Origin of the sequence: Succinimonas sp., assembly GCF_045225735.1 — a bacterium.
In the GTDB taxonomy this organism is placed as follows: domain Bacteria; phylum Pseudomonadota; class Gammaproteobacteria; order Enterobacterales; family Succinivibrionaceae; genus Succinimonas.
In genome coordinates this window covers 1-13,533 of the sequence record NZ_JBGVBR010000158.1, presented here as the reverse complement: position 1 = coordinate 13,533, position 13,533 = coordinate 1, and the positions used below count along the sequence as shown (strand labels likewise).

8 protein-coding genes are annotated in these 13,533 nt (G+C 54.4%); 6 read left to right on the top strand and 2 right to left on the bottom strand.

The window, feature by feature from the left end; all coding sequences use genetic code 11:
• The coding region (locus tag ACJROR_RS05670; RefSeq protein ID WP_406546239.1) for a hypothetical protein at window positions 1–225 on the top strand (225 nt) is incomplete at its 5' end.
• A 24-nt stretch (window positions 226–249) separates the two neighbouring features.
• Here ACJROR_RS05670 and ACJROR_RS05665 read toward each other — a convergent pair.
• Both ACJROR_RS05665 and hexR read right to left on the bottom strand, forming a co-directional pair.
• A complete protein-coding gene (locus ACJROR_RS05665) occupies window positions 250–2,472 on the bottom strand; it encodes a hypothetical protein (protein WP_406037660.1) in 2,223 nt (740 codons plus the stop codon).
• 45 nt (window positions 2,473–2,517) lie between these two features.
• Window positions 2,518–3,444 (bottom strand): transcriptional regulator HexR, encoded by a 927-nt coding sequence (gene hexR / locus ACJROR_RS05660; protein ID WP_406037658.1) that lies wholly within the window; start codon window positions 3,442–3,444, stop codon window positions 2,518–2,520.
• A gap of 478 nt (window positions 3,445–3,922) precedes the next feature.
• On the opposite strand from hexR, the gene ACJROR_RS05655 reads away from it, so the two are divergent.
• From ACJROR_RS05655 to ACJROR_RS05635, 5 genes are all read left to right on the top strand, one after another.
• Window positions 3,923–4,048: a hypothetical protein gene (locus ACJROR_RS05655; RefSeq protein ID WP_406546238.1), complete on the top strand. Its 126-nt coding sequence runs from the start codon at window positions 3,923–3,925 to the stop codon at window positions 4,046–4,048.
• Between the two features lie 244 nt (window positions 4,049–4,292).
• Window positions 4,293–5,267: a glucokinase gene (gene glk, locus ACJROR_RS05650; RefSeq protein WP_406037656.1), complete on the top strand. Its 975-nt coding sequence runs from the start codon at window positions 4,293–4,295 to the stop codon at window positions 5,265–5,267.
• A gap of 246 nt (window positions 5,268–5,513) precedes the next feature.
• On the top strand, window positions 5,514–8,966 hold the full coding sequence (locus ACJROR_RS05645; protein ID WP_406546237.1) for a mechanosensitive ion channel domain-containing protein: 3,453 nt from the start codon (window positions 5,514–5,516) through the stop codon (window positions 8,964–8,966).
• A 29-nt stretch (window positions 8,967–8,995) separates the two neighbouring features.
• Window positions 8,996–11,893 (top strand): amino acid permease, encoded by a 2,898-nt coding sequence (locus ACJROR_RS05640; protein ID WP_406546236.1) that lies wholly within the window; start codon window positions 8,996–8,998, stop codon window positions 11,891–11,893.
• A 5-nt stretch (window positions 11,894–11,898) separates the two neighbouring features.
• On the top strand, window positions 11,899–13,533 hold a 1,635-nt coding region (locus ACJROR_RS05635; RefSeq protein WP_406546235.1), incomplete at its 3' end, for a putative bifunctional diguanylate cyclase/phosphodiesterase.

Below are 13,533 nucleotides of genomic sequence, written 5' to 3'. Positions count from 1 at the left end.
CTGGCGCTTTTTGCGGCGCTTCTGGCGGTTCTCATGGGCTGGGGCATCCGGGACAAGGGCACCACCGCTGAGGAGATCCGGGCATCTCAGAAGCGTCTGGAAAGCACCGTCTATCTGGCTGCCCTGCGGGATCGGGGCATTGAACTTCCGGAGCATTACCTGAGACGGCTGGAAAATAACGGAGCGGCCCCTGAAGGCAGCAATCAGCCTGCGCCCGGCCCCTGACATCAGGAGTCCGGTCCGGCGGCGTTATTTCGGGATTGCGGCAATCAGATCCGCCAGAGCTTTTTTGATATCCGGGATCGCGGAGAGATAGCTGATAACCTCCTGAATGCGATCGGCGGTTTTCTGAATCTTCTCCCCCCGGGGCTTCAGATGGAAGATATCGATGATGTCCTGGGGGGTGATTTCATTAATAAGCAGGTTTCCGGTGCTCTTGGCTATGAAGTAGGCCGCGGCGATTTCCGCCCGGGAAATGTTTTCCGGACTCCGGAGATAGTCTGCCACCGTGCTGTCGTTTTTCGAGTCGGCCAGGTTGCGGGATCGTGCCAGAACAAATTTTCTCCGGTGGTAGATAAAGCCCTCGCTATCGGTGACAAAGCGGCGCCCAGGCCCTGACACCACCTCATTTATCAGCTCCTGAACCTTGCGCTCCTCCTGGACCTTTCTGAAGGGGGTCTTGTTTCTGCGGGCGAGCAGTTTGAGCCGCGCCAGAATGAGTTCCCGGCGCACCGGAGCTTCGGTTTCAATAAGACTCAGCACGGAATCCCGGAGCTCGGCATCCGCAATCTCCGCCATATTGTGGGTTATCTGCATGGCCTGACTGAGGGCGTCCAGACTGGCTCTCTGGTAGGGCGGAATGCTTTTCTGTCTGGTAGTAAAGGGGGCCGGGAACATGGCGGTAAAGGGAGTCTCCGGATTAACCTCCTTCTGATTAGCCTTCTCCTGAGCCTCCTTCCGGCTGCTCTCAAAGTCCAGAATGGCCGCGGACACGGCTTCCTTTCTTTCCCCGTCAGCGGCATATGACCCGCCTGCGGCATTGCTTTCGTCGTCCTCCTCTGACATCGTAAAGCCGTTAAAGGTTTCATCGGTGTTAATGAACTCCGGCATGTCAAATTCCTGATCGTTGGTGGACATGTCGATGCTGAACACATTGAGAATTTCGGGATTGCTGTCGCTGTCCCCGGAGCTGTCATCCTGATAGGTAAGAAGGGACGGCTTCTGGGGCACCGGGGCGGAATCTCCCGCCGGAGCCGGGGCTGCTGTGTCGGAGACGCTGCTGTCCCGGTCTTCCCTGTCATCATCTTCGCCGGGATTCGCCGCATCCCGCTCAAAAACATCCACATTCAGGAAGTTGGAATCCTCCAGCCGGCCGTCTCCGGCAGTGCTGGCAATGCAGGTATTGGGATCCTCGCAGTCGCTGATAATGCTGATGGAAAGGAAGCGGAACAGCGGGATGGAAAGCTTCTCAAAACCCGCGGAGGCTCCCAGAAGAACGGCAAAGTATTTCTTTTCGGCATCATTCCGGAGCCAGGAGGCCAGACCGCTGATGAAGTTCTGGTTCCAGCCGCGGTTTGCCCGGATGTGGTGCATGGCCTTGAGATAGAAGAAAGGGATTTCTGGCTTGTTGTCGGAAAGATGGCTGAACACGTTGATGATGCGCTGGCAGCAGGGCAGCTCGTCCATGCGGCTTATGAGATCCTCCAGAGCCATATCGGGATTGCTTTCGCAGAGTTCCCGGAGCTCATTCAGAATGCCGGTGTTGAAGGAAGCCTTGTCATGGGACGGCGGGGTTTTATCGGAGCGGTTAACCAGATAATGGAAGATGTCCATGATGTCGTAGCAGAAGCCCGCATCGGTATCGGGGTAGCCGAAGGCGGGGTTTCTGGTATAGGAAATCACCAGGGACATGAGAGTTCTTTCCTGGTATCCGGTGCTGAAGTAGGGCCTCTTAAGAGAGCGCAGCCTGATGCCCATCATGACGGAATCTGAGATATGAGGATCCAGATTCATGAGAGTCTGCTCGCTGATAATGTCCGGAGCCGGGGCGATGCCCAGAAGGATCATGGCGGCGGCGGCTCCCATGCGGGTCTGGCGATCCAACACCGGGAACTCGTAATTCTGCCCCTTCAGAAAATTCGGCGGCAGGGACTCGAAATGAAATTCCGGCCAGGCCTGAGAGAGCTTTTCCTGTGCCTTTTCGTCCAGAGCCACCAGGAACTCCACTTCGCTGATGCTGACCTCCAGACTGGCGTCATAGTCCAGGGGAGGCTCCTTGTTGATGATGAGAAAAATCTTTCTGCGATAACCCCGCCGGGGCAGGCAGGTGTTTTTCAGGAGATCCAGATAGTCTTCCCGCACCGGCAGCGTATCCGAAAACTCCAGGGCGTCGTTCCAGGAAATGCCGAGAGACCCCATTGCCACAAACCGGTACAGTCTGCAGGAATCCATGATTGCCAGAATACGGGACATCAGCTGCGCTCCTTGTGTTGAGAACCGTCTCAGCCGGGTCGCCGGCTACGCCGGACGCTGTCCGGCCGGAGTCCGCTGCCCGGCCTCCGGGGTTTCTCCCGGGGCGGCCTGAGACGAGGCATGAGTCACTCCCGGAGCATAGCGGGATTCCTGAATGCCCTCCTTGACCTTCTTCAGGCTTTCGATAAACTGCGGCCCCTTCCGGAGAATAAGACCGGTGGCCAGCACATCTACCATGGTGAGATGGGCCAGCTGGGAGGCCATGGGGATATAAATGTCTGTGTCTTCGGGAATGTTCATGGACAGCACCAGGGTGCATTCCTCGGCCAGGGGAGAGTTTTTGGCGGTCATGCCGATAACCGTGGCGTTCCGGCTCCGGGCCAGGGTGGCCACATCCACCAGATCCTTGGTTCTTCCGGTGTGGGAGATCAGAATGAACACCTCCTCCAGATTGGAGTTGGCCGCGCTCATCAGCATCATTACCGGATCCTCGAAGTAATTGCACGGGATATTGAAGCGGAAGAACTTGTTCATCATGTCATGAGCCACGGCGGCGCTGGAGCCCAGGCCGCAGAAGGTGATCTTCTTGGCGCAGCTCAGAATGTCCACGCATCTCTTGATGACGTAGATGTCCAGACTCTTCTGGGCCTCGGTAAGAGCGGAAATGGAGGCCTCGAAAATCTTTTTGGTGTAGTTTTCGGTAGTGTCATTGGCCTCCACATGAATGTTCACATAGGGAGTGCCCTTGGCAATGCTCTGAGCCAGCCTGAGCTTGAATTCCGGAAAGCCCTTGAGATTGAGGTGCTGGCAGAAGCGGTGCACCGAGGGCTCGGACACCTCCGCCAGCTTCGCCAGATTGGCGATGCTGGAGCTTATCACCGAGTGGGGATCGGCTCTTACCGCATCGGCGATTTTCTTTTCCGTGCGGCTCAGGGAATCATATCTCTCAAATATGGAATCCAGAAAATTCATCAATCAGTCCTCATCTAGCTCTGGCTGGGGGCGGCTGCAGCTTTCAGGAGGTGGCTCAGGAGGTGACAGCATTCCTGAAATAAAACTACAGGCGGGCGGTGTTTTATTATCTGTTTTAAGGCGCCGGCTCTTTTTGCGGGGCGCCCGCATTTTCGGGAGAGCGGTTTTGCAAGAGGGCGGCTCTTCCCGATGCTCCTGCCGGAAATAAATAATAATCCGGCACGGCTGATTTTAGCACAGTGCTAGAAAACGATTTCATATTTTTCTGCAAAAATGTCGCTCAGGGCACATCCTGGAATTTTTTCCGGAGAAGAATGGAAATTTTTATAAAACTGCTGAAAATTCCCTAAAACGCTTTTGCTAAAACGGCTCTTTTTGCCTGAATTTTATTACACGAGCTTTCAGCAAAGTCAGAGCAGGCATATGACAATGGCAGCATAGCAGAGCAGGCATAGCAGGGAGGCAATAAGCCTCTGAAATGATGATGAAAGGAAATGAAGCAAATAAAGCAAATGAGGAATGCGCGAAGAACGAGGAAAAAATGAAGATCGCCAAGGCAGGGAAGCGGTTTTTCTGTCATGATCCGGGAGCTCCGGAAGCCTGAAAATGTTTTCTCAGGAGCAATTTGGCGCCGCACCTTTTACAATCTCACAAAAATTTGAAAAATTTGTCTCCCGGAATTCACTAGTTATCATTGTTCCGGTAACATATGCAGCATAGCGGATTATTTTCTCCGCGCCCATGGAAGGGGCGGAGAACGATGATTTGGCGGATAATTCTGCGGAAAAGCCGACGGGGCTTTTTCGGATCCGGTGTTAAGTTTAAGTTGCATATGGGAGTTTATGGAAATGGCAAATTATGCTCTGGTTGGAGATGTAGGCGGCACTAATGCCCGTCTGGCGTTTTGCAATCTTGAAAACGGCGAGATCAGCGATGTTGAGGTATTCTCCGCATTGGAAAACTCCAGCCTCGAGGATGTGATCAGGCTGTACTTCGGCAAGCACGCCGACATCAAGGTTAAGGATGCCTGCATTGCCATTGCCTGTCCTATTACCGGCGATCATGTGGTGATGACCAACAATCCCTGGGAATTCTACATTTCCGAGATGAAGGCCAATCTGAAGCTGGACAATCTGGAAATCATCAATGATTTCACCGGCCAGTCCATGGCCATTCCGGTGCTGGGAAAGCAGGATCTGGTGCAGATCGGCGGCGGAGAGCCTGCAAAGGACAAGCCGGTAGTGGTTTACGGCGCCGGCACCGGTCTGGGCGTGGCTCACCTCTTTAATTTCAAGGACAACTGGATCAGCGTTCCCGGTGAGGGCGGCCATGTGGATTTCGCGCCCAACAGCGAAGAAGAGGATGCCATTCTGGCCGTGCTCCGGGAAGAAATCGGCCACGTTTCCTATGAAAGACTGCTGTCCGGCATGGGTCTTGTTAACATCTACCGCGCCATTGTGATTTCCGATGAAAGACAGCCGGAGGCCCTGGAGCCCCGGGATGTCACCGAAAGAGCTCTCAGAGACGATCCTGACACCGACTGCCATCGCGCTCTCAGCCTGTTCTGCGTGATGATGGGACGCTTCGGCGGCAATCTGGCTCTGAACATGGGAGCTTTCGGCGGCGTTTACATTGCCGGCGGCATTGTGCCCCGCTTCCTGGAGTTCTTTAAGAATTCCGGCTTCCGGGTGGCTTTTGAGGACAAGGGCCGCTTCAAGAAGTATCTTTCTCAGATCCCGGTATATGTAATCACTCAGAAGTACTGCGGCCTTATCGGCGCCGGCGCTTATCTGAGACAGACACTGGGGATCAAGCTCGGCTGATGCTGACCTTATGACATTATCGCAGGAAGAGGGATTGCCGCGGCAGTTCCTCTTTTTGTTATCATTGGAAATAATTTTTTGGTTCCGGAGCTGATCCTGAACAGCTCCTGAGCAGTCTCAGGCATCAGGACGGGCTTCGGACAGAGCGGAAATGCCGCGATTTTCTTTGTTTTACGGGTTTCTGCGTTTTCCGGTTTTCTGAGTTGTTATTTGATGGCTATGATTAAGAAAGGATTTTTTAAACTGATGGCGCTTCCGGCAGCGGCAGCATTATTGTTTCTGGCGGTGGCCGGAACCTCCGAAGCCGCTCCAGGCAAGACCGCTCCCAAGGAGCAGAAGCCCGCATCCCTTACGGTGGAGCATGACGACCGGGCCGGAGATCTCCCCGAAGGCCGGAAGACCAAAAACACCCCGTCCGTAGCCAGCGAGGTGGATCCTAACGATCCCGCCAGAATCGGCATCGGCCTTGCGGAAATCGAGAAGAGAATCCGGGCCTTGCAGGAAAAGGAGAAGGACGGCAGCATCACTCCGGAAGAGACCCAGGCCCTGGAGGATTATCTTGATATCCGGAAAAGCGATCAGGAAATCCTCAGCGACGTTAAAACCATGGAATGGGTGTACACCTTTATTAACATGGATCCCGAGGACAACCGCTATCTCCGGGAGCATAAGGCGTTTTTCAAGGATCTGGAGGCGGATAAAAAGCTGGCCCCGACTCTTTCCGATGCGGATCTGGCCCTCCTGATCGCCAAATACACCGCCAAAAAGGAAAATGCCCAGACTGCCTACAGCCGGGTGAAGAATTTCTATGACAATTCCAGCAGCTATATCGAAACATCTACCGCCAAAATCGGCGAACTGACCGCAGAGATTCAGGAAAACACCGCGGTGCTCCGGGATCTGGATCGCAACACCAGTCCCACTAAGTACCTCCGGCTGAAGGCCCGGAATGCGGCGCACACCTCCAAAATCAATGTCACCCAGTTCATTCTCAACAATTATGAGGTGTCCTACAAAAACCTGGCAGTGGGGGTTAACTACCGGCAGGAGATCCTGTCCGCGGTAACTGACTTTCTGGACAATATCAGGGAGCTCCATGCGGAAATGCGGCGGAAAAATCTCTCCAGCACCATGGACAAGGCCAGCAAGGCGGTGAGCGCCGCCAGGGAGTATCCGGCAGTGGCCCGGCTCGCCGAGCTCAACAGCATGATTCAGAAGGATATCGAGCTCGTTAACCGCGAGAACAACCTGTACGAGGCCGAAAACAACCGCCTGACCCAGCTTATCGCCGAGGCCCGGAGCTTTGAGGAGGATCTCAATAACCAGATTTCCTATTTCAAGGGCACGGTGAATCTGGCCCGGATCCTGCTGGCGCAGAACAACTACTACCGGAAGATAGATCTCCCTGACAACTTTACCGAGAACCTGTCCGATCGCCGCATGATGATGTATCAGAACCGTAATGATCTGAACAGTCTGGATGGCTTCCGGAAGAAGATCTACGAGGATAACCGCAGCGATTTCAGTCAGAATCCCGAAATCGAGGGCCTCCTGAAGAAGCAGCTGGAGCTCAGATTCCGGCTGCTTTCGGAGCTTAATGTGATTCTGAACACCAATACCCGGAACGCCGCGAACCTCCAGATCAGCCACGACGCTTATGAAAAGATCCGTTCCTCCCTGAACGAGCAGATCCGTAACGCCCTGTTCTGGAACCCCTCCAATGTGCGTCTGGGCCGCAAGTGGGCGCAAAATTTTCAGGACAAGGTGGAAAAGAAAGACTTCATGCTGGCCAACTATATCCGGAATGTCAAGCTGGTGCAGCCGTCATTCCGGGAATGCCTCGATGCCGGACTCCTGATTCTGGCTCTGGCTCTGGTTATCTGGGCGGGGCGGTTTTTTGAGAAGCGGCGGCAGGTGATCATGGCCAATATGGTTAAGCCCCGCAAGGCCGGCTACAGCGATGCCCCGGTGGCCTTGACAGCGGATCTGATGAAGGCGGCTGCGGTATTTCTTTTTATCTTCCTCTGCGGTCATATCCTTTTGGGCATCACGGAATTCCGGGACAGCGTTACTCAGGAGCTCATGACGGAGCATAATTTCTATGAAACCGTCTGGGGCCTTGCTCTCCTTCTGGCGGGAGCGGTGTTCTTCCTCAGGGTTTATTCCGCCGGGGGCGTGAACGAAAAAATCTTCAACGTTACCTTTGATAAAAAATTCTATAACGCCCACCGGAACATCTTCATCTCCATTGCGGTGATCTGGCTTACGGTGCAGTGGCGGGTAAACACCCAGAACATCTTCACCAACGATGTCACCGGGCAGATGATCCTGTTTCTGATTTCCGCCTATCTCTCCTTCGAGTTTCTGAAGCTGGTGCTGGCCAGCTTCAAAAGAAAGGATGTGCTGTTCCGGAAGAAGTTCATCATTGCGGTGGCGCTCCTCCTGTGCATCACCCAGATGATCATCACCTATCTCGGGTATTACTATTCCGCCGTGATGCTCTGCGAAAGGATCATTGTCTCCCTGTTTATCATTCTTACCTATGACCTTCTGAGAAGCCTTATCAAGAGAACCTTCCGGGTTTACACCATCAAGGCCCGGCTGAAGCAGTGGCAGGAGGAGCAGCGGAAGAAGCAGGACAGCGGAGATAATTCATCAGGAGACGAAGATGCCGACAATCTGTTTACGGTGCAGAAGGATGAGATCAGCGCCTACAAGGTCAGCGCTCAGACCGTAACCATCGTGGATCAGATATTCCTGTTCCTGCTGGCGGTAATCCTCTACAGCATCTGGGGCGATCTCATTGCCGTAACCAACTATCTCAAGAACTTCACGGTTTATACCGTGGGGGCGGGAGATTTGGTCAAGGCGGTTACCGCCTTTGATCTCCTCCTGGTCACCTACGCTCTGGGCATCGGCGCCGTGGTGATCCGGAACCTCCCGGGCGTGATGGAGGTGCTTCTTTTCAATCACTGGGAGCTTCTCAGAAAGTACAATTACTCCATTACCACCATTATTACCTATCTTCTCATCGCCGTGGACGCCTCCTTTGTGTGCACCACTCTGGGACTGAGCTGGGACAAGGTGCAGTGGCTGGTGGCGGCTCTCTCCGTAGGCCTCGGCTTCGGTCTCCAGGAGATCTTTGCCAATTTTGTGTCCGGCCTGATTCTTTTGTTTGAACGGCCGGTGCGCATCGGGGACATTATCACCATCAATGATCACAGCGGCACGGTGAGCCGGATCCGCATCCGGGCTACCACCATTGTGGATTTTGACCGGAAGGAGTATGTGGTGCCCAACCGCTCCCTCATTACCAGCGCTCTTACCAACTGGACGCTCATGGACACGGTGACCCGGGTGGTGATCCGCGTGGGGGTGGGCTATGACTCCGACATGGATGAAGTAAGAAGACTGCTTTTTGAGATTGCCGCCCGGAATCCCTACGTCATGCCGGTGCCGGAGCCCAGGATGTACTTCATTAACTTCGGCGAAAGCAACCTGGATGTGGAATTCTACGTCTTTACCAGAAAGACCGCGGATCGCTATCCCTGCATTGACAGCATGAACAGCGACATTCTGAAGACCTTCCGGGAGCATAATATCGAGATCGCCTTCAACCAGATGGACGTCTACATCAAGAATACCCAGGACGGCCGGGAGATCCGGGTGGACAGCGTTGAACTTAGAGAGCGGGCCTAGCCAGTGGCAATCCCGCCGGGAGAACGGAAATGGACAGCGCGGCTGAACAGAAATCAGGTGTAATGAGCAGGTATTTATCGCCGGCAGCGGTGTGGGCTCTGTCTTTAGGCTGCACCGTTGGCTGGGGAGCCTTTGTCATGCCGGGAACAGTATTTCTGCCTGCGGCCGGCCCCCTGGGCTCGCTTCTGGGTCTTGCCATCGGCGGACTTTTGATGCTGGTTATAGCCTTTAACTACAGCTTCCTTATCAGAAGATATCCTGATAACGGCGGCACTGTGACTTATGCCTCCAAAACCTTCGGCTATGATCACGGCTTTATTTCCTCATGGTTTCTGATTCTGGTTTACATTGCCATTATCTGGGCCAATGCCACGGCTATTCCTCTTATCGCCCGCTACGTGGCGGGGGATGTTTTCCAGGTGGGGTTCCGCTATTCCGTGCTGGGCTATGACGTCTACATGGGTGAGGCGCTCCTGTCCCTCTCGGCGATTCTTCTCTGCGGCTTTATCTGCCGGGTGAGCAAGAGACTGGCGGCCGGACTGCAAACCGCCGGGGCGTTTCTGCTGGTTCTGGGCATTGCGACAGTATTTGCCGCGGTTTTGTGGCAGTCCCCGGCAGCATCCCTGAGCGAGGTGATGACGTTCTCAGGCGCGGAGGAGACCCCGCCCTGGCAGATCCTGAGCATCATCCTCCTGGCGCCCTGGGCCTTTGTGGGCTTTGAATCGGTGTCCAATTCCGCCGGAGAAATGAAGTTTGATCCCCGCCGGGTGCGGCTTATCCTCATTATTTCGGTATGCACGGGAACTCTGGCGTACATGATGCTGGCGGTGATGCCGGCCCTGATCTACCCCGGCGAATTTGCCTCCCTGAAGGATTATCTGGCAGTTTTAGGCGCCCAGGAGGGACTTCGGGGACTCCCGGTATTCTACGCGGCGGAAGCGGCTTTGGGTCAGGGCGGGGTCTTTGTTATCAGCGCGGCGGCCTTATGCGCCATTATCACCGGTCTTATCGGCAACTATATTGCGGCCAGCCGGCTGGTGTTTGCCATGGCCGATGACGGCATCCTGCCTTCATGGTTCGGCCGCCTGGGAGCAAGAGACACCCCGGAAAACGCGCTCCTGTTCCTGACCCTGCTGTCAGCTTTGATTCCGCTTCTGGGCCGGAGCGCCATCGGCTGGATCGTTGACGTTAACACCCTGGGGGCTTCCGTGGCCTACCTTTATACCTCGGCGGCGGCTTTTGTCCTGGCCCGCCGGGAGCATCTCAGCCGGGAACGGACATGCGGAGCCGCCGGCATGGGGATCGCCCTGATGTTCGGCTTCTGTCTCATGTTTTTTGCCTCCGACACCATCCGGACTGCCACTTATATGATCCTGGCGATCTGGTCCATTCTGGGCTTTGCCTTCTTTTATTATGTATTCAGCCATGACCAGATGCACCGCTTTGGCAAATCCACCGTCTCCTGGATCGGTCTCATGCTTTTTGTGCTGCTGATCTCGCTGGCCTGGGTAAAGCAATCCAATGACGATGAGACCCGGCAGGCCGTGCTCAACGTGGCCGGCTATTATCACCGGGAGGGAACCTTGGGGGAAGACAGGAACCTCGCTGCTGCGGAAGCCTTTTCGGAAGACCAGATCACGGCTACCGGAACCGTGCACACCAGAAATTCCTTTATTCAGCTGAGCATGATTCTGATCAGCATATTGTTCGTTTTCAGCATCTATGCCACCATGAACCGGCGGGAAAGGGATCTTAAGATACAGACCATGCGGGCCGAGGAAAGCAGCCGGGCAAAAACGCATTTTCTGTTTAACATGTCCCATGATATCAGAACTCCCATGAACGCCATTCTGGGATTTACCCGCATTCTTATCAATGACGGAAAAACCCCTCCGGAAAGCCTGGTTCATATCAGGAAGATCGATACCGCCGGCCGGCAGCTTCTGGGTATTATTAACAATGTTCTGGAGATGAGCCGCATTGAAAGCGGACGCATCGGGATCCATAACGGGGAGCACGATTTCGGTCAGGCGATCCGGGAAGTCTTTGATCTTTTCCGGGAGCCCATGGAGGGCAAGCATATCAAGTATACGATGGATACGGCGCTGATCCCCGATACCATGGCCGTTTTTGATCGTGACAACCTGATAAGAATCATCATGAATCTCATCAGCAATGCCTGCAAGTTCACCGGCGAGGGCGGCGCGGTTTATGTTTTTGCTTCCCAGACCCCGGTGTCCGAGGACGGCGCCTCGGAGTATCTTATCAGCGTCAGGGATAACGGCCCGGGCATTGCCGCGGATTTTCTGGAAAAGATATTCGAGCCCTTTGAACGGGCCCGCACCTCCACGGAGAGCGGTCTTTCCGGCACCGGTCTCGGGCTGGCCGTTTCCAAAAGGATTGCGGAAGCCATGCAGGGCCGCATTGAGGCCGTGTCGGAACCGGGAAAGGGGGCGGAATTTCTGGTAAAGCTGAAGCTCCGGGTGGTCAGAAGAGAGCTTTCAGATCTTAAGGAGGAGCAAAATCCCGGAGATGATTTCTTCGGCAAAAGAATTCTTCTGGCGGAGGATATGGAGATCAACCGGGAGATCGCCGAAATGCTGCTGGAGGATCTGGGGTTTGTGGTGGAGGCCGCGGTAAACGGACGCGAAGCTCTGATAAAATATCAAAGTTCCGCTCCGGGGTATTATGATGCTATTATTACTGATATTCAGATGCCGATAATGGATGGCTATGAACTGACACGGGCGGTGCGGAATCTCAGGGATCCCGGATATGCGGAGATTCCGATTATTGCCATGACAGCCAATGCCATGCAGGAGGATAAGGATAAAGCCTTATCCATGGGAATGAACGGTCATGTTCCCAAGCCTCTGGATGTGGCAGTTATGACTGAAGTTATTGGCAGAGCTTTGAGGGGCAGGTGATTCCAATGGAAGATTTTAGCGCGGTGAGCAGCATAAGAAGACGGGTGCTGGTGGTAGAGGATGAGCTTATTAACAGAGAGATTCTGGGAGCCATTCTGAGCAATGACTATGATGTGGATTATGCGGTTAATGGTCAGGAGGCCTGGGATCTCATTAAGGAGAAGGGCGGCAGCTACTACTCCCTGCTGCTTCTGGATCTCCTGATGCCGGTGCTCAGCGGTTCCGAGCTTCTGGACATGCTCCGGAAGGAACCGGAATTCAGCGCTCTTCCGGTGATCGTCATGACCGCCGATCGCGCTGCCGAGGTTAAAAGCATCAGACAGGGGGCCATGGATTTTATTGCCAAGCCCTATGATATGCCCGAGGTAATCCTGGCCCGATGCGAAAGAATCATCAGGCTGTGCGAAGACAGCAAGATCATAAGCTCCACGGAAAGGGATCCCGTCACCGGACTTTACTGCCGGGAGTACTTTTTTGAGTATGTCCGCAGAATGGATGCCATCAGGAACGATATCGCAAGGGATGCTCTGGTGCTGGATATCGACCACTTCAATCTGATAAACGATATGTACGGCCGCAGCGTGGGAGACAACGTGCTCCGGAGGGTGGCGGACGCCATCCGGGAGGTGTTCCGGGGGCTTCGGGTGATTGCCGGAAGACTGGAGGGCGATGCGTTTTACGTTTACTGCCCTCATGACGAAGAGAATCCGGATCGCATCCGGAAGGTTCAGGAACTTGCCGGCAGTCTGGAAGGGGATCTCCGGGTGCGTCTCCGGGCGGGCATTTATCCCAATGCCGACATGAGCATTGAGCCCGAGGCCCGCTTTGACAGAGCCAAGAATGCCTGCGACCGCATCAGAGGCGACTACATTTCTGAAATTGCCAGCTACGATCGGGAACTCCATCAGAAGTCAGTATACAACGAGAAACTGATCCGGGATATGGATGCCGCCATGAGCCGGGGGGATTTCAAGGTTTACTACCAGCCCAAATACAATATTACCGGAGACCGGCCTTATCTCTCCAGCGCCGAGGCTCTGGTGCGCTGGATGCATCCGGAGCTGGGAATGATAAGCCCGGGCGTGTTTATTCCGCTTTTTGAGCAGAACGGCCTTATTCAGAAGATCGACAACTACGTCTGGAATCTGGCCGCCGCCCAGATCAAGATCTGGCGGGAAAAGTACGGCATTACGATCCCGGTGTCCGTGAACATGTCCCGCATCGATGTGTTTGATCCCCATCTGGAGCTTAAGCTCCGCCAGATCCTCCAGGATAACGGCATTGCGGAGAAGGATCTCATGCTGGAAATCACGGAATCCGCCTATTCCGACAATGCTCAGAAGGTTACCGAGGTTACGGAAAATCTCCGCTCCCGGGGCTTCCGAATTGAGATGGACGATTTCGGCACGGGATATTCCTCCCTGAACATGATTACCGATATCCCCATCGACGTGCTGAAGCTGGACATGAAGTTTGTCAGAAACATTGAAAAGAATGAGAAGAGCCGGAAGCTGGTGGATCTCATCCTGGGCATCGCCAAATGTCTTCGGGTTCCCGTAGTGGCCGAAGGGGTGGAGACAGCCAGCCAGATGGACATTCTCCGGGATATGGGCTGTCAGATTATTCAGGGGTACTACTTT